This window comes from Bacillus sp. 05T22 (genome assembly GCF_056396765.1).
Genome location: NZ_JBFTMC010000092.1, coordinates 1 through 17,699 on the forward strand (window position 1 = coordinate 1; position 17,699 = coordinate 17,699).

A 17,699-nucleotide genomic window follows, 5' to 3' on the forward strand; every position below is an offset into this window, starting at 1 on the left:
TTTAAGCAAGAACTAGCAAAATATATAGAGTACTATAATCATAAAAGAATTAAGGCAAAACTAAAAGGCATGAGCCCGGTACAATACCGGACCCATGCCCAAAAGGTTGCCTAATGAAATAATCTGTCTAACTTTATGGGGTCACTTCACCATAGCTTATGGTGAACGGCTTTTTTCGCGCGGTACTTGGTGCTATCTAATTAAGAGATTCGTAATTCCTAAAGAAAAATAATTTCGTTAAAATCCCCATACCCATCAACCTAACAGAATAGGTTGCTCCAAAAATGATAAGAATGAACTTCGTTGCTATAAAAGACATAAAACCATAAACACTTACTTCATATTTACTTTTGTTGTGGACGGTAAAAAGTATCTACCAATTGATTATACTCGCTTCTTGAAATTTCTTTATTATACAGTTTAATTAATAACTCTTTATGCGCCTTCGAAAACGCTATTTTGTCAATAAATTTTGGATACATATGATCATTCTCTCCTCATCTGATAAATTATTATGTTGCACTTCCCTTGAGTATTATAATAAAATAAACAACCAATGTTTTATGGAATATTGTATATCGAGATGAATGGATATATTTGTAAACTCTTACTATAACGAGAGTATAAAAATTCATAATATTTTAATATTAAAAATAAAGAAATGATTATGGCAATCCCAACAGAAGTTTTAACATGCTTAGGTGGAGCAATTACAGCACTAGAAGAGGCTTTAAAAGTAGCAATGTAATATAATTCTTTACGCCTATTTTTAAAATATGTTAAGTAATGTAATGAAAGGAGCTGAGTTGATATCACGGTATTAGAACAAATAAACCAATCCTCTCAATTATTATTACTTTTATCAACACTTTGTTTTTACATGTATTTACGAAAAGAGAGACAAAAAAAGAAAACTTACTAGTTTAGAATTTACGATGTATATAGTAACGTAATGTGCCTATCTTCTTTGGGGAATTAGTTTTATTGGTAGAGTGTGGGGGTAATGTGACTGTCTTTGTAAGCAGTAGAATTACGATTTATGAACGAGGGATGAAATGATAATAGTATGTAAATTTAGTGCGATATAGAAATATAATAGAGAATAGGGGGACAAAAAATCCACTTTTAAACAAATAAAAACCCATGGAGAAATGCTATTTTCTTCGTGGGTTTTATTATTTTTTTTCGCAAATCACCTAATAGGTAGATGATCTCTTATAAGTACTTACTTAAAGTTCCGTCTTCAATACAAGAGAGGGGAATGGTTTGTTCAGTGCTTCYTACCATATTTCGTAAAATAATTGTTTCTGTTTGTATCTCATTTTCACCAATAATAAGCACGTAAGGAATATTCTCTTTATTTGCGTAATTAAGGGACCGTTTTAATTTACGTCCAGCAAGTTCCAGCTCAACTTTGAAAGTACTTTTAGAACGCAAAAGTTGTGTAATTCGTAAACATTCCACTTCGGTGTTAATAGGAATAATGAAAATATCAGCACAAGTAGATTCCGTTTCTTTTTGCGTAAGAGCTGTATAAATAACATCCAAGCCAAAGGAAATCCCTACTGTTGGATAGGATGTATTGTCGTTACGAAAGGCTCCAATTATATTATCATAACGTCCGCCACTACCAATACTTGAAGTAATGCTTCCATCTGTTAAAAAAATTTCATAAACTGTGCCTGTATACATTGTAAGTCCTCTTGCTAGGAATGGATTGAAAATCGTATTGTTTTGGACGCCAAGAGCGAGTAAGTATTGCTGTAATTGTTGTAGTTCGTTGATTCCATCCGTAACAAGTGAATTTGAGAAAATTTGTTTAAACTCATTAAGTTCTAATGTCATACAAGATTCAACCGTATGACAAACAACCTCTATAGTGTCATTTACTATTCCACGGCTTTGTAAATCCTTCCGTACACCATCAATTCCGATTTTTTCAAGTTTATCTAATGATAAAATAACATCGTTTGTTTGTTCATCTTGAATTTCAACTGATTTAAGAATACCTGTTAATAACTTCCGATTATTATATTGAATTGTAACATCTAAGTTTAAAGTTTTGAAAAGATCAAATGCCATGGCCATCAATTCAGCTTCAGCAATAACAGATTCTACGCCGACTATATCAACGTCGCATTGAATAAATTCACGAAACCTTCCTTGTTTTATTGGTCCATCACGAAAGACCTTTCCAATTTCATAGCGTTTAAAAGGCAGCCTGATATCCGGGTTCATTGCTATTACTTTTGCAAATGGAATCGTTAAATCATACCGAAGAGCGATTTCACGATTTCCTTGATCACGTAGTGTGTACATTTCTTTTAAAATTTCAGCACCGCCTCCATATTTATAGGCCATAAGTTCATACATATTTAATGTAGGTGTTTCAAGCGGTTTACAACCATATCGTTCAAAAGTCTCTTCACAAGCACGTTTAATTCTATTTCGTAACAACTGTTCCGCGGGTAAATAATCTTTTGTTCCTTTTACATTTCTTACATCCATTTGAATCACTCCTTTTTTAAATTAAAAAAAGCTATGCAGGTATAAAAATACCCACATAGCTTTATGAATGCTTCGTGGGTAACAGGAAAAGCCCTGTACCCACGAAGAAAAAATTCTTCGGATACACGGCATTATGTATGATGATGAAGTTGGAAAGAAGTATTAGAATTAAACATATTCAATCTCTCCTTAAGTTTTTTCAAAAGTATAACAAATGTTTTTTGAAATATCAATGTTTTTTGAAAATAAAAACAAGATTAATGGATGAATTAATCCTACTGTATATAAACAGTTTGAGTGATAGAATATGCTTGTCATCACTTGTTAAAAAATAGCAAAGTAAGCTACAATACTTATGTATTTGAAATTATATTTCCAACGTCTTTATCTCAATTCATATATTAAATAATACATATAAATTTGTTGCAGGAGGATTTTAGCACAATGGAATACAAAACGAATGTAATGCGGTTATTAGATAAGAAAAAAATCAATTATAAACATTATAGCTATGTGGATACTGATGCGATTAGTGGAATAGATGTTGCTTTGGTATTAGGACAATCTCCTAATCAAGTATTTAAAACACTAGTCACCATGGGGAAATCAGGGCAGCACTATGTTTTTGTTGTACCTGTAAATAAAGAATTAGATTTGAAAAAAGCAGCTTCTAGCGTTCGTGAAAAATCAATAAGTATGCTGAAATCTAAAGATTTACTCTCGCTCACCGGCTATATTCATGGTGGCTGTTCACCGATAGGGATGAAAAAATATTTCCCTACGGTCATTGATAATAGTGCTACGGAGTTGGATACAATGATCTTTAGTGCCGGGAAGATAGGGTATCAAGTTGAACTAGGACTAGATGAATTTAAAAAAATAATTCGCTTTGAACTACACGATATTGTAGTTGAGTAGTATATTATTAATTCCAATGATTGAGTTGGAGATATAATAGATCCATGTACTGGAATGTAATAAAAAGAGCCATTTGGCTCTTTTTATTRTTTTATCCCGCATTAACGGGCAGTAAGACCCCCACCTCAAGATTCAGAGAGAAACGAGGAAGATAGGTGGGGGATCAACTGTCCGTAAAAGCCCGATTGGTGAGGGCTAATAATCAGTGGGGGATGAAGAAAACCCCCACTGATTAAAGTCTCACTTTATTGAGAAGGCTTGCTCTTCTTAATGGAGTGAAGGTAGTGGGGCTAGGTACTGAAATTTAATTCGTATTATTTTGGAATTTCGGTATCTTTTTAATGCCTTCGGTTCCTACGATACTGCCAATAAGTGCAATTAATATACTTGAAGAAATAAATTTAATTATATAGTAAATTCCTGTTCCAGTAACTAAATCTAAGATTAAAAACTTTTTTATAGTTGAGCCTTTTATTATGTGAATAACAATTTGATCGTTTTTTCTATTCAACATTGTCACACCCTTATCCTTTTACAAAAGAATATTACAAGGAAAGGTTGTCATATTCACTCATGACTACATAATAGTTATCTAATTTCAGTGTTGATGATTAAAAAGTAAAAAGAGGTTAACTAGCTTTTTAACAAAAGCTTCATTATAAAAACAAAAGAGCAGCTAGCAAAAGCTAACTGCTCAGCCCCAGGGAAAGGGAGAAAAGATTGTAGGTACTACAAAATTTGATTAAAGCTGTTCACCAGCCTTTATACAGTATGTACGGAATTTGAAATATTATACAGGAGGGAGAGAAAGTGAAAGTATAGAAGATTTCTGATCATGTAACTGAAGTTAATATGAAGTTTCTGAATGAGAGGTCTTCCGATTGTTCTTTATATGTATTTCTTCTTATTAGTATACAAAATTTCGCAATATAAGACAGGTGAAAAATAAAACGACAAGAATATGTAACGTAAAGGAAAAAGAAAAGAGGGAGAAAGATGTGGAGAACGACAGATCTTTGTGATGCCTTTGAAGGAGACGTACAAGTATGTAAGCCTATTTTTCAATCATATGGAAAGAAAGAGCAATTTCATGGGAAGATTGCAACGGTTAAAGTGAAAGATGATAATGTATTAGTAAAGGAAGCGCTACAAACTTTACCAGAGGGGACTGTGTTAGTAGTTGATGGAGGTGCTTCTACGAACTGTGCATTACTTGGAGATAATTTGGCAAACATTGCAAAGGAACGAAATATAGCAGGGATTATTGTATATGGATGTGTTCGTGATTCTAAGGAACTACGAAATATTAACATTGGTATTTTAGCATTAGGTACAATGCCGAAGAGAAGTAGAAAAGAGGGAAAGGGAGAAACAAAAATTCCTTTGCAATTTGGAGAAATTGAGTGGATTCCTAATCAGTATGTGTATGCGGATGAAGATGGTATTATTGTATGTGAACAACCGATTCATAGCAACCTGTAGTATCTATATAATAGAAGCTTTATAATTTAATGTAACCGGCTATTATTCTTAGAAAATAAATCAGAGAAAACATAGACAAAATCTCGTGTCAATAGTAAAATAATACAGAAATTTATAATTTGATGAATGTATAGGTATGTCGTTTATACGATAACTTTAAAAGGAAATTGGTGGAAATAAAATGGGTTCGCCGTTAAAAGTGAATGTTATCACAATGATACATTCATAAGCTACATGCTCTTTCCTATACAAATACAACCGCTACCTATGCGGATAGGAGGAGGTGTTGTGCATTTTGTTTAGCACTCACGGTAGAGTGCTATTGCACGCCCTTGAAGGGCCTTTTTTTATGTATATGTAAGCAAAGGGAGGAATAACCAAGGATGGCAATGATAAAAAAATGGCTGCTTACGTTGATAATGGCAGTGGCATTAGTATTTGTTTCATTTACAAATACTGTACATATTACGTTTGCTGAAGGGAAAACAGCAACACTTGCGATCATTGGAGAATCGCAAAAAGGAGTTATTTTATGTCCGAAAGAAGTGCCAATTGAAGATGGAGAAACAGCCTATAGTTTGTTACAAAAAGTTATGGGGACTAAAGTAACAGCTGAGAATACGAAGTATGGTATGTATGTTAAAGGTATTGACGGTTTAATGGCTGGTGATATAAGTGCTACAAGCGGATGGGCATATGATGTGAATGATCAAGCTGCCATGGTAGGGGCAGATAGTTATAAATTAGAATCTGGAGATGTTGTTGCATTTCGTTTTGTTGTAAATTGGGACAATATGAGCACAGAAAAGTTGCAACAAGTACTCGATAAGATTGGAACTTGTGAAAAAGATCCAGGTACTACAAAACCAGAAGAGCAAAAGCCGGATGGTCAAAAGCCTGAAGAGCAAAAGCCAGATGGACAAAAACCAGAAGAACAAAAGCCAGATGGACAAAAACCTGAGGAACAAAAACCAGGAGAACAAAAGCCGGATGGACAAAAACCTGAAGTTCAGAAGCCACAAGAACAAAAGCCTAATGAGTTGAAAGAACCAATCAAAAATGAATTACTAATAAAGCAATTAGATCAAGCGATTGCGAAAACATCAAAAAAAATGATGGAAGATGGAATCGATAGTGATTGGGTAGCAATTGCACTAGCACATTCAGGGAAAAATATTCCAGTAGGAACAAAAATTAGTTATTTACAATCTTTAACACAAAAAGTAGAAAAACGTGTGGAACGATTTAGCGCTACAGATATAGCAAGAACTGTTTTAGCGGTATTAGCGGTAAATGGAAATCCAACAAATGTTGCAGGAAAGAATTTAGTTCAAAAACTATATCAATCTGAAAAACTAAATTCTGTTACTGGTTATACATTTGCTTTACTTGCACTTGATACAAAAAAATACGAAGTACCAGCTGGAGCAAAGTGGAACCGTGCGGCTTTAGTAAAAGAGATTTTAAATGCACAACATACAGACGGTGGTTGGACATACAATGTGGAAAGTAGTAAGGAAGAGGCTAGTAATATTGATGTAACAGGTATGGTTTTATCAGCATTAGCACCATATCAGAAACAACCAGAGGTAAAACAAGCTGTAAAAAAAGCAGTGCAATATTTGTCAAGTAAACAATTGAACACTGGTGGATTTGAAGCTGATGGTCAAGAAAATTCAAATAGTGTTGCACAAGCAATTATTGGACTTGCTATTACAGGGATTGATCCAACTAGTGAAACATTTACTAAAAATAATGTAAACGCAGTTCAAAATTTAATATCATACCAACTTGCAAATGGTGAATTTAAATGGTTGCCAAGCGACGAAGAGGGTAGCAGTATGGCTACTGAACAAGCACTTTTAGCACTTGTTCAATATAAGGCATTTGTAAATGGTAAAGGTTCTATATATGATTGGACAAATTCATCAACTGAAGATGATATAAACTCAGTTGAAGAGCCGAAGGAACCTGTAGTGGATGAGAGCAATGGGATTGAAAAGCAAGAAGTGATTCAAAAACAAGAGAAACAAACAAACGATGAGAACTCTCGTGTTGTTACGAAAGATAACACAGTAAATAATGAAAAAACTGCGAAAAATCGTCAGTTACCAAAAACAGGAGCATCTGCTTGGGATACTGCTATGCCAGTAGCAATGGGCGTATTATGTATCGCTTCAGCATATGTTTTATGGAGACGAAGAGAAGCTTAACAAAAATTAGGAGCAATGATTTGCTCCTAATTTTATTAGGAAAGGTGAGAAAAACATGAGTATGATGAAATGGTTACTCTCAGTTGTCCTTTCATTTGGATTGCTTGTTGGATGTAGTCAAAATGAATCAAAACCTGAACAAAAAGCAATTTCAAAAACAGAACAAAAAGAAGAACTGAAACAAGAAGAGAAAAAGGAAGAAAGTAAACCGGAAGAACAGCAAGAATCAGTAGAGAATAAACAACAAGAAGAGCTACAAAAGGACAATCAGGAACAAAAATCGCAAGAACAACCTGAAATAAAGAAAGAAGAGAAAAAAGAGCAAGAACCAGTTGCTCAGCAAAAACAACAAGAACAAACAAAAGCGCAGCAAGAAAACGCTGAACAAAAGAAAGCACCAGAAGTAAAAGAAGAGGCTAAAGTAGTTAATCAGCCAAAAGAAACACCAAAGCAGGAACAGTCGAAAGATCCAGAACCTAAAATAGTCCCAAAGCCACAACCTCAACCCGAACCAAAGCCAGTACCAAAACCAGTACCAAAACCACAAGCTCAGCAAGTTACCATTTCTGTACGTGGTGATCAAGGGTATTTATTAGGTGCGAAAAAAGTAGATATGCAAGAAGGAACTACAGTTTTTGATGTGTTAAACAATACAGGGCTAGATATTGATTCAACTGGATCTGGAAACAGTAAATATATAAAAGGGATAAATGATTTATATGAATTTGACAAAGGACCAAAAAGTGGATGGAAGTATCGTGTAAATGGTACTTTTCCAAACCGAAGTGCAGGTGCATATAAAGTCAAGCCAGGAGATAATATCGAATGGGTATATGTGTTAAATTAGGAAAGGGCTTTAGGTAAAGGTTATGAAAATTATCTTTTCTTCTTTACATCCTTTTGTGAATTTTTTTTATTATATTGGGGTGATGATACTATGTATGATGTGTCTTCACCCTCTTTTTTTAATGGGTGCGATTATTATGATTGTACTGTTAAACATCATGCAAGGAAATGGCGAGAAAATAAGAACAATGTTACCAAGTACGTTTCTTTTCTTTGTAATGGTGATTGTGTTAAATCCTTTGCTAACGCATAGGGGAGCGACTACATTGTTTCGTTTAGGGGATAATCGAATTACATTAGAAGCGTGCATGTATGGATTCATAATGGGATTATTGTTACTTGCTATTATGTTCACATTTACTTCCTATAATGATGTGATTTCAAGTCATAAATTTTTGTATTTATTTTCACGGATTTCACCGAAAGTTGCGTTACTAACAATGATCACAGTGCGTTTCGTTCCTTTATTTATCCGGCGTTTAAGACAAATTACACTTGTTCAAAAGACAAAAGGAGTGCAATTAGATTTAGGCTCATTCATAGGGAGAATCAAAAATGGAATGAAACTCTTGCAGGTGTTGCTTGTTTGTTCTTTAGAAGATGCATTACAAACGGCAGATTCCATGCAAGCGCGTGGATTTGGAGTGACGAAGCGTAGTACGTACATTCGATATCGAATGGAAAGGCAAGATTGGTACATACTTGCGTGTTTAGCAATTTTATTACTAAGCTGTTTTGTGTTCAATTTTTACGGTGCTGGCAAACTATTAATCTATCCAAGAGTGGAATCGCTTGTATTTCAGCAATATGATGGAATATTATTCGTGTTATTTATACTGTTTATTAGTTTACCAATCATAATGGAAGGGGGGGAATGGTTATGGTGGCGCATGCAGAAATAAAAAATTTAGCATTTACGTATGCTGATGAAAAAGTACAAGCATTAACGGGCGTTTCCTTGAGGGTCTCTCAAGGTGAGTTTATTGTGCTTGCTGGCCGCTCAGGATGTGGTAAGACAACACTTTTGAAACATTTTAAGAAAGAGTTACTCCCAATTGGAAAGTGCACAGGCAATATGTATTATAATGGAACTTCTTTACTGGAGATGCCAGACTTATTGTCAGCACAAGAAGTGGGAATGGTATTTCAAAATCCTGAAAATCAACTTGTTATGGATACGGTAATTCAAGAATTGGCATTTTCTCTTGAAAATGTTGGTTTAGAGACAAGTATAATTCAAAAGAGAATCGCTGAATTAATTAGTTTTTTAGGGTTTCAAGATTTGTTACACCAGTCTGTTCACACGTTATCGGGGGGACAAAAACAACTTGTTAATTTAGCGGCAGTTCTTGTTTTACAGCCCAAATTATTACTCCTTGATGAACCGACAGCACAGCTTGATCCAATTGCAGCAAAAGATTTTTTAGGGTTATTGAAACGAATTAACGAAGAACTCGGGATTACAATTATCATGAGTGAACATCGTTTAGACGAAGTAATGCCACTAGCAACTCGAGTTGTGTTTATGAATGCTGGGGAAATTATTTATGATGGAATCCCGCAACAGGTTATATCGAAAATGTGGACAGTAGAAGAATTCCGACCGTTTATCCCTCAAATTCCAAGATTGTTTTTAGAATGGAATGTAGAGCAAATACCCTTTACGGTAAGGGAAGCACAAACACAAATTCATTCTGAGTTATCTATCGAACATGAAGTGCCAGTTATATCACGGGCAGAAAAAAAAGAAGTGATTTTACAAGTAAAACATATATCCTTTCAATATGAAAAAAATAGCCCTTTTATTTTAAAAGATTTAACGTTATCGATTGAGCAAGGGAAGTGGACTGCGCTTGTTGGGAAAAATGGTACTGGAAAATCAACACTTTTAACCATCTTGGCAGGATTAAACAAAACTAGAAGAGGAAAAGTACGGTGGAACGGAACGGAGATTTATAAAATTGATTCAAAGGAACGATTTAAAAGAATAGGTTTTGTATCGCAACATCCATATTATCATTTTACATTTGAGACGGTGTGGGATGAAGTTTTTGAAAGAGCGAATGAATTATATGGTGATAATGGGAAAAAAATAGCCGAAGATATGTTAAAACGATTTTGGCTTCATTCTATTCGAGATCGTCATCCACATGATTGTAGTGGGGGAGAACAACAGTTAATCGCACTATGTACAGCTTTATTATCGAAGCCAAGTTTATTATTACTAGACGAACCGACAAAAGGGCTTGATCCAGAAAAAAAAGAAAAATTAGGTGTGCTGTTTCAAGAGTTACAAAAAGAAGGAACAACAATTGTGATGGCAACACATGACATTGAATTTGCAGCTAAATATGTTGATCATTGTATGATGTTATTTGATGGGAACGTAATTATGGATGATACACCAAAGAAATTCTTTAGTGATAATTTCTTTTATACAACATCTATTAATCGTTTTATTCGCAAGCAATTACCTTATGCATTAACGTGGGAGGATGTGTACAAATCGTGTCCAAACGATATTTTGCTCTCATAATGCTTAGTTTCATTATTGCAATAAGTACGCTTCTCTTTACTTCTTTTGTAACAGATAAATATTATATTTGGTGTAGTTTATTTTTATTATCCATTATCATGTTACCTTTTTATATACGATTTGAGAKGAAAGCATTTGTTTCACGTGAAATAGTCATTGTAGCTGTTTTAGCAGCAATAGCAGCAGTTAGTCGTGTACCGTTTTCCATTATGCCGAGTGTACAACCAACATCTTTTGTTATTATTGTATCTGCAATTGTTTTTGGAAGTGARACAGGCTTTATGATTGGGGCAACGGCAGCACTTGTATCTAATATATTTTTAGGACAGGGGCCTTGGACACCGTGGCAAATGTTTTCTTGGGGAATGATAGGTTTTATAGCTGGTTTACTTCGAAATACATTTATAATGAGAAAGTTATGGGGGAGAGTCATCTATGGGTTCATAGCCGGTTTTGTTTTTGGCTGGATTATGAATTTGTGGGGGATACTTGGCTTTTTAGAAGGATTAACATGGAAAGACTTTATTGCATACTACGCTGCAAGTTTTTACTTTGATCTAGCTCATGCACTCTCAAATGTAATTTTTCTTGTTTTGTTTGGCTCATCGTGGATTAGAATTATTACAAGGTTTAAAAAGAAATATGGAATTTTAGATGATGATAAAGAGCTATTATCTCAAGTAAACAAAGCATAAGTATATATCATAAAGCATAAGAATATAAAGTAGGGTCGCGACTTACATATTCGTTTGCCTCTTTCATGCTTCTTACCACTGGTGAGAAGCATTTTTTCATACATATTATATTGTGAAAAATGTCAAGAAATCGATTTAATATGCTTCGATTTTTATATGAGATTTTTTATATAATAGTAAATGAGAAAAAATTCAAAGAGGAGATGCCATATTCATGAAGCTAGTTGTTCCAAAGCAGCACGGTGCATGGGGGATGCTGCTGATTCCGTTTATACTTAGTGTAATACTTGGTAAACCTACTTTCTATCATATTCCACTCTTTATCGCTTGGTTATTTATCTATTTAGCAACGTATCCATTTTTGATGTATATGAAGCAAACGCGAAAGAAAGAATTTTTACATTCAGCAATTATTTATTTTATTATTGCATGTGTCTTCGGTATACTATCTTTACTATACGAGTGGAAAATTCTTTTCTTCGCAGCTATTATGATTCCGCTCTTTTTTGTGAATATATATTTTGCTCGTCAAAAAAGGGAACGAGCTTTAGTAAATGATATTTGTGCAATACTTGTTTTTTGCATAGGTGGTTTAATAAGTTATTATTTTTCGATGAAAACAGTTGATGAAACAGCATGGTGGATTGCAGCAACTTCTTTTTTATACTTTTTAGGTAGTACATTTTATGTGAAAACAATGATACGTGAAAAGAATAACCCGACCTATCGCTATGTATCATGGGGATATCACATTTTCTTAACTGTTGCATTGTTTGTAGTAAACCCATGGCTTTCTCTAGTTTTTATACCTAGTCTAGTTCGAGCAATTATATTATATGGTAAGAAAATATCTATTTTAAAAGTAGGGGTTTTAGAAATCGTTAATTCTGTATATTTTTTAATTGTCACGGCAATACTGTTTTAGTATGCCATTTGAGTTACATCCCATCTAGTAAATAGATGGGATGTATTCATTCTTGTTCCAAAATATGAACCGTATGATCACATTTTTGTAAGGCGTGCTCCACAGCCTGCAAGGATTGTTCTATACGTTCTCGATTATCAGTTTTTTCGACTGTTTGTAATGCGTTTTCTAAAGATTGTTTTGCTTCATGTAAAGAATGATAAGAATCTTGAACATATCCACGTGCGTTTTTGTTCATTATATATTCCTCCTTTATCCCGCTATTTGTGGGCAGTAATACTCCTACCTCAAAATTCGGTGAAAGCATTGTCCGGCTCTAGCGGCTAAAATCTCCGGTCGTTTCGTCCCCTCGGACGAGGAAAAAAGCGCCTCTCTGTCGGGGGCTCCAACGTCCTGTGATTCTGAGCGAGCCGCTTCCGCTTTTCTAAAGAAGTTAGGTGGGAGATAAACTGCCAGTAAAAGCCCGATTGGTCGGGCTAATAATCAGTGGGGGATGAAGAAAACCCCCACTGATTAAAGTTTCACTTTATTGCATACACTTCTAGTATGAGCGTTAGAAAAGAAAATATAACTTGTTTTAAATGTTTTATCCCTGCTATTACAGATAGTAATGGTTCAATTGATTAAAGTTTCACTTTATATGATTTGACAATTGAAATGAAAATGGCTATAGTAGGCTATAAAGTGAATATTTTCTTATCCAGAGAGGTGGAGGGACTGGCCCGATGAAACCCAGCAACCGCGATGCAGGTGCTAATTCCAGCAGAACATATTTGTTCTGGGAGATAAGACGAAGATATATACGTAACTTCTTCTTATCGAAGAGGTTTTTTTGTTGCAAAAAAACCGATTCTAAAAACAACAGAATAAGAAGAAAGGGGTTGCAATTGTACTGTGACACTTGAAAAATACGTAAAGCTGCGTAATGCAGTATATGAATATATGATGGAGCAAGATAAACCAATATCACTATTAGATATTCAAGAACATATCGTTTCGCATCATGAAGGAAAATTCACGAAAAAAATGTTACACCAATTTTATTTATCAAGGCTATTAGACGAACTGAAACTGGATGGGAAAATTACTTTAGCTGATGAAGAATATCTCTATGCTGAAAAAGGGGTATATTATAAGGCGCGAAAAGGGAGCTAGTCTCTCTTTTTTTTATGTTATAATTTATCTGAAAATTAAAAGGAGTATGTAGAGTAAAAGACTGCTAAAGCAGCCTGATACAAGGGAATGGTGTTGAGTGTGTAGTGTCAAAAGTTGAATATGCCCTGAAAGAGGCATTTCATTCGGCTAAAAACGAAAAGAGACACCTTCGCCGAGTAGGTGTCAGTTGTTGTGTCATGTAGGCTTGCTACTTGACATGTATTAGAATATCATGCAAACCAGGCGGAGTCAAAAGGGAATTTAAGGAAAGGTAGATGTTATGTACGCTTTTTTAGTAACTGAAATGAAAAAATGGATTTCTAGGCACATTATAGATAGAGGATACGAATATTATGAGGAGGGACATGTAGAGGATATAGAAATACATAATGGTAAAGTATTTGCGTTCGTCACAGGGAATTATGGGAATTATGAAGTAATCATTGATCTTGTAGATTTTATGGGAAGTAGTTGTGAATGTCCTTATGAAAAACATTGTAAACATATGGCAGCAGTTGTGTATGCAATTCAAGGTACTGGAGAAAGGAAGATTAGGGAGAAGTTGCAGATGTTAGAAAAAGAGGAATTGATGGTAATCATGCAGAGATTATTAATGAGTTCTAAAAATGTAATGATTGTAGAGAAGATATTACAAAAAAGGAAATTTTAAATTAAGAAAGGTGTTGTTTGGAGATGAATGTACTAATCATATATGCACATCCCAATCCATCTAGTTTCAATGCATCCATTTTAGAACATGTACAAAAAGGATTGCAAAAAACAAATCATTTTGTTACATTGCTCGACCTTTATAAGGAACAATTTAACCCAGTACTTATTTTTAATGAAGATAAGAGAAGACATGATTTAGTATATGAAGAAGAAACAGAAAAATATAGAACATTGGTTAAAGAGGCAGATTCTTTTATCTTTATTTATCCAATATGGTGGTGGGGGATGCCTGCTATTTTAAAAGGATTTATTGATCGTGTTTTTGTTGCAGGATTTGCATATAAATATGAAGGGGTAATACCGAAAGGATTACTTACAAGGAAAACTGCGTGGGTTATCAATACACTAGATTCACCACTATGGTACGTGGCACTATTATATCGCTCTGCTGATTGGGTGATTATGAAAAAGGGTATTTTACGATTTTGTGGTATACGCCAAATAAAACGTTCAGTCTTTCAATCTGTAAAAACAAGTAAAGCAGCAAAACGTGAAAAGTGGCTTATGGAAATCTACCAAAAGGCTAAAAATTTATAATGAAAAAAATAGAAAATATAATGAAATGCTGTAATCGGAATGATGAATTGTTTCGTACGTATATAGCTTGTTTATTTCAATTGAAACATCATAATGAAGCGTTTAAAAAGGTATGCCAAGAATTAAGAGCAGATTATTTAGTAAGGGGAATTTGTGAACGAGAAGTTGAGGGGATCATCAAGGAAAGTAAAGAGTACAAAATGTATGATTTACCGAGAGTATTAAGGTGGGATTTTTTACGAAATAATCCATCAATGATTGAAAATGTTTGTACGACGTTATTTACATATAGAAGATTAAATCTTTCATGTGAAGAATGGATAAATGTAATAAGGTGCATAGAAAAGAATTGATTTATATAAAAGTTATTATGTAAAAAAGCTAGTATAAAACTAGCTTTTTTGTATGTTTTAAAATCAAATAAAAAGGAAACATAAACCGATAACTACGCCAGCRTAAAGTAGATTAACAACACAAAATCCCATAATGTCGCGCGCACTTAAACCGGCAATTGCTAAAGCTGGTAATGCCCAAAAAGGTTGTATTAAGTTCGTCCAAGCATCACCCCAAGCGATTGCCATCGCAGTTTTCGCAGCAGGTACACCAAGTTCTGCGCCAGCTGGAATCATAATAGGAGCTTGTACAGCCCATTGACCGCCTCCAGAAGGGACGAAAATATTTACAATTCCCGCACTTAAAAATGTAAATAGAGGGAAGGTGGTTTCATTAGAAATGCTAATAAAGAAATTAGAAATCGCTCCTCCTAGAGAGAGCCCTTCGCTATTTGCCCCAATCATCATTCCCATAATTCCTGCGTAAAATGGAAATTGGAGTAAGATGCCAGAAGCACTTTTCGTTGAATCTGAAAAAGCACGAATATATTGAATAGGGGTACGATGAAAAATAAGACCAGTGATTAATAATATAAAAATAACGATATCTAGCGTGAGATTAAAACCTTTCGTACTAAAATAATGAAAGATATAGATAAGTCCTAATAGCCCAATGCAAATAGTCATCCAAATACTATTTTCCATCTTCTCAGCAAATGTACGAGCCTCTATTTCTTGGGTAGCCGCTTCTTCTTGAAATACACTCGGATTAACAGTAATCGTATGATTTTCATCAGGGTGCATCGCTCTATTTATAAGCGGCATTGTTACTAAGAAGATGATTACAGGAACAATTGCATACGGTGAAAATAATGTTTCTGTTATTGGGATTGCTTCCTTTATACTTCCAGCGGTTGTTTTAATTAATGTTTCTCCCCCAGATGCTAAAGTAAGTGGTATAGAGGCAGAAAGTCCCGCGTGCCATATAAGAAAACCGGAATAGGAAGAAGCAATGGCAAGTCGATAATCTAAGCCTTGTATATGCTTTGCAACTTCCTTTGCATATAAAACGGACACAACAATGCCAAATCCCCAGTTTATGTACGCACCTAGTAAACTAACAATAGAAATAGCAATAATACCTTGTCCGCTTGTTTTCGGCAATTGTGCAGCTTTTGCTAAGCCTTTGCGAATAAGTGGAGCGTTAGCTAAGGCAGAACCTGTAACAAGTACGAGTGCCATCTGCATGGCAAAGGCTAAAAGGCCCCAAATTCCATTCCCCCAATGGGCAATCATTTCTACTGGTGACTGCTGCGTTGCAAACATTCCAAAGAAGATAACAAAAATCGTTAGTAAACAAGATAAAATAAAGGGTTCTGGTAAAAAGCGCTGCACAAGAGCGACACAACCATTTGTAAAAGAACGAAACAAATACATCAACCTCCTTAAGTTTATTTCTTTACATATTCGCTATAGTCAATGGGATAACCTCCATTAAACTGAAGATTCAGATAAATGATAAATAAAGAAAAGCTTTCACTCCTGTGAAAGCTTTTCTAAGTGTTTTGCAATTTGTACATACATATTGGAATAAGTAGCATGAACATCACTGCTCGGATTCGCATTTGAAGAAAAATGTACAATTACCATATTCGCTTTGGGATCTATATAGAGACATTGTCCATAGCTTCCCAATACTTCAAATGCACCGTGTTCATTATGGGAAATCCACCATTGATTATGATAAGAAATGGAAGCACCAGGCCAGATAGCTAACTCGCCTTCTCGTATGCTTTTTATATCTTCTGGAATAGAAGAAGGTAGAACTTGTTTTCCATTATATTGACCGTTATTTAAAATCAATTGACCAAATCTGGCCATATCTCTTGCAGTCGCATTCAAACCGGCGCTTGCTTGTTCAACTCCTGTTTCATCAGTAACATAATAAGCGTTTTCTTCCATACCTATTTTGGACCAAATTTGTTCACCGACATTTTCAGCTAATGATTTACCAGTTACTTTCCGAATGATCCAGCCCAGTGTTTCGGCAGAACCATTATTATATGAAAACTCTGTTCCAGGTGGTGCTGTTTCTTTTGCTTCTCGCAACATATCATAAATTTTCATTGGACCGTCATAGTTTTTAGAACGAGGAAGGATATTACTAGCTAAATATAATTGAGCATCTTGATTTTCTAATCCCCGTTGTATATACCCATGTGTCGGGTATTCAGCAGAAATCTGCATGTCCATTAATTGTTGAATCGTTGCTTTGCCGAATGGAGTATTTCGTAATTCTTTGATGTATGTTTCAGCAGTCGAATTTCCATTGATGAGTCCTTCTTCGGTTAATGATTGTATAAGCGCACCAGTAAATACTTTCGCTAAAGATGCCATTCCATGCGGTTCATTTTGTTTATATCCATTGAAATACTGTTCATAAACAAGCTTGTCGTTATGCACGACGACAAATGCATCTGTTTTATTCTCATCTAATAGCTTCTTTAAAGGAACATTTCCTCCGTTTTCTTTTTGAACAGAGAAATCATCTAAGTTTTGTAATGCAGTAGGGAATGTGGCTACTTGTTCAGGGTTATTTTTCACTTCACTTGTTAAAGCTAGTTCTTTCATATGTGTGTATGACCAACGCAAATAGGGATCTTGTAACCAATTTTCCTTTGTCACGTTCTCTTTAGAAGGGGGGACTTTATTTTGTTTAAAAAATGCAAATCCAAGCCCTGTTACGACAAACAATAGTATAAGTATAAGTAATAAAAAGGGAGATTTTTTAAAGTTCATATATATACCTCCTTGTTATTT

Annotated in this window: 18 protein-coding genes and 1 riboswitch; of the genes, 13 read left to right on the plus strand and 5 right to left on the minus strand. The window is 34.7% G+C overall.

What is annotated here, in order from left to right:
* A partial coding sequence (locus tag AC1DIT_RS21360; protein WP_476998113.1) for an IS3 family transposase occupies window positions 1–114 on the plus strand: 114 nt, incomplete at its 5' end.
* A 1,101-nt stretch (window positions 115–1,215) separates the two neighbouring features.
* On the opposite strand, the gene AC1DIT_RS21365 is transcribed toward AC1DIT_RS21360, so the two are convergent.
* Entirely contained in the window at window positions 1,216–2,508 is a 1,293-nt protein-coding gene (locus AC1DIT_RS21365) for a histidine--tRNA ligase (RefSeq protein ID WP_476998390.1), read from the minus strand.
* Between the two features lie 444 nt (window positions 2,509–2,952).
* On the opposite strand from AC1DIT_RS21365, the gene ybaK reads away from it, so the two are divergent.
* Entirely contained in the window at window positions 2,953–3,426 is a 474-nt protein-coding gene (gene ybaK, locus AC1DIT_RS21370; protein WP_016115440.1) for a Cys-tRNA(Pro) deacylase, read from the plus strand.
* Window positions 3,427–3,730: 304 nt separating this feature from the next.
* Here the strand turns inward: ybaK and AC1DIT_RS21375 are convergent, their stop codons facing one another.
* On the minus strand, window positions 3,731–3,940 hold the full coding sequence (locus tag AC1DIT_RS21375) for a hypothetical protein (RefSeq protein WP_016115439.1): 210 nt from the start codon (window positions 3,938–3,940) through the stop codon (window positions 3,731–3,733).
* A 482-nt stretch (window positions 3,941–4,422) separates the two neighbouring features.
* Here AC1DIT_RS21375 and rraA point away from each other — a divergent pair, with 482 nt between their 5' ends.
* From rraA to AC1DIT_RS21410, 7 genes are all read left to right on the plus strand, one after another.
* Window positions 4,423–4,908, plus strand: coding sequence for a ribonuclease E activity regulator RraA (rraA, locus tag AC1DIT_RS21380; protein WP_016115438.1), 486 nt, complete (start codon window positions 4,423–4,425; stop codon window positions 4,906–4,908).
* A gap of 383 nt (window positions 4,909–5,291) precedes the next feature.
* Window positions 5,292–7,121: a DUF4430 domain-containing protein gene (locus tag AC1DIT_RS21385; RefSeq protein ID WP_016133091.1), complete on the plus strand. Its 1,830-nt coding sequence runs from the start codon at window positions 5,292–5,294 to the stop codon at window positions 7,119–7,121.
* A gap of 55 nt (window positions 7,122–7,176) precedes the next feature.
* Window positions 7,177–7,968, plus strand: a complete 792-nt coding sequence (locus AC1DIT_RS21390; protein ID WP_016133090.1) for a DUF4430 domain-containing protein — start codon at window positions 7,177–7,179, stop codon at window positions 7,966–7,968.
* A 22-nt stretch (window positions 7,969–7,990) separates the two neighbouring features.
* Window positions 7,991–8,869 (plus strand): energy-coupling factor transporter transmembrane component T, encoded by an 879-nt coding sequence (locus AC1DIT_RS21395; protein WP_016115435.1) that lies wholly within the window; start codon window positions 7,991–7,993, stop codon window positions 8,867–8,869.
* Window positions 8,842–10,503 carry an ABC transporter ATP-binding protein gene (locus AC1DIT_RS21400; protein WP_170927970.1) on the plus strand — a complete coding sequence of 554 codons (1,662 nt, stop codon included), beginning with the start codon at window positions 8,842–8,844 and terminating at the stop codon, window positions 10,501–10,503. The genes AC1DIT_RS21395 and AC1DIT_RS21400 overlap by 28 nt, the downstream gene beginning before the upstream one ends.
* A complete protein-coding gene (locus tag AC1DIT_RS21405) occupies window positions 10,476–11,198 on the plus strand; it encodes an ECF transporter S component (protein ID WP_476998391.1) in 723 nt (240 codons plus the stop codon). Before AC1DIT_RS21400 ends, AC1DIT_RS21405 begins: the two co-directional genes overlap by 28 nt.
* 214 nt (window positions 11,199–11,412) lie before the next feature.
* Entirely contained in the window at window positions 11,413–12,123 is a 711-nt protein-coding gene (locus AC1DIT_RS21410) for a YwiC-like family protein (RefSeq protein ID WP_016115432.1), read from the plus strand.
* A 46-nt stretch (window positions 12,124–12,169) separates the two neighbouring features.
* Here the strand turns inward: AC1DIT_RS21410 and AC1DIT_RS21415 are convergent, their stop codons facing one another.
* Window positions 12,170–12,361, minus strand: a complete 192-nt coding sequence (locus tag AC1DIT_RS21415; protein WP_016115431.1) for a hypothetical protein — start codon at window positions 12,359–12,361, stop codon at window positions 12,170–12,172.
* A gap of 455 nt (window positions 12,362–12,816) precedes the next feature.
* A riboswitch (SAM riboswitch) is annotated at window positions 12,817–12,915 on the plus strand.
* A gap of 102 nt (window positions 12,916–13,017) precedes the next feature.
* Here AC1DIT_RS21415 and AC1DIT_RS21420 point away from each other — a divergent pair.
* The 4 genes from AC1DIT_RS21420 to AC1DIT_RS21435 all read left to right on the plus strand — a co-directional run bounded on the left by AC1DIT_RS21420 (window position 13,018) and on the right by AC1DIT_RS21435 (window position 14,900).
* Window positions 13,018–13,278, plus strand: a complete 261-nt coding sequence (locus tag AC1DIT_RS21420; RefSeq protein ID WP_003202914.1) for a hypothetical protein — start codon at window positions 13,018–13,020, stop codon at window positions 13,276–13,278.
* A 280-nt stretch (window positions 13,279–13,558) separates the two neighbouring features.
* On the plus strand, window positions 13,559–13,948 hold the full coding sequence (locus tag AC1DIT_RS21425; RefSeq protein ID WP_016115430.1) for an SWIM zinc finger family protein: 390 nt from the start codon (window positions 13,559–13,561) through the stop codon (window positions 13,946–13,948).
* A 23-nt stretch (window positions 13,949–13,971) separates the two neighbouring features.
* Window positions 13,972–14,547 (plus strand): NAD(P)H-dependent oxidoreductase, encoded by a 576-nt coding sequence (locus AC1DIT_RS21430; RefSeq protein WP_016133089.1) that lies wholly within the window; start codon window positions 13,972–13,974, stop codon window positions 14,545–14,547.
* On the plus strand, window positions 14,547–14,900 hold the full coding sequence (locus AC1DIT_RS21435; RefSeq protein WP_016115428.1) for a hypothetical protein: 354 nt from the start codon (window positions 14,547–14,549) through the stop codon (window positions 14,898–14,900). Before AC1DIT_RS21430 ends, AC1DIT_RS21435 begins: the two co-directional genes overlap by 1 nt.
* A 63-nt stretch (window positions 14,901–14,963) precedes the next feature.
* On the opposite strand, the gene AC1DIT_RS21440 is transcribed toward AC1DIT_RS21435, so the two are convergent.
* Together AC1DIT_RS21440 and AC1DIT_RS21445 are read right to left on the minus strand one after the other, a co-directional pair.
* A complete protein-coding gene (locus tag AC1DIT_RS21440) occupies window positions 14,964–16,310 on the minus strand; it encodes a short-chain fatty acid transporter (protein ID WP_016115427.1) in 1,347 nt (448 codons plus the stop codon).
* A gap of 105 nt (window positions 16,311–16,415) precedes the next feature.
* Window positions 16,416–17,678 carry a serine hydrolase domain-containing protein gene (locus AC1DIT_RS21445; protein WP_016115426.1) on the minus strand — a complete coding sequence of 421 codons (1,263 nt, stop codon included), beginning with the start codon at window positions 17,676–17,678 and terminating at the stop codon, window positions 16,416–16,418.
* Between the last annotated feature and the right edge of the window lie 21 nt (window positions 17,679–17,699).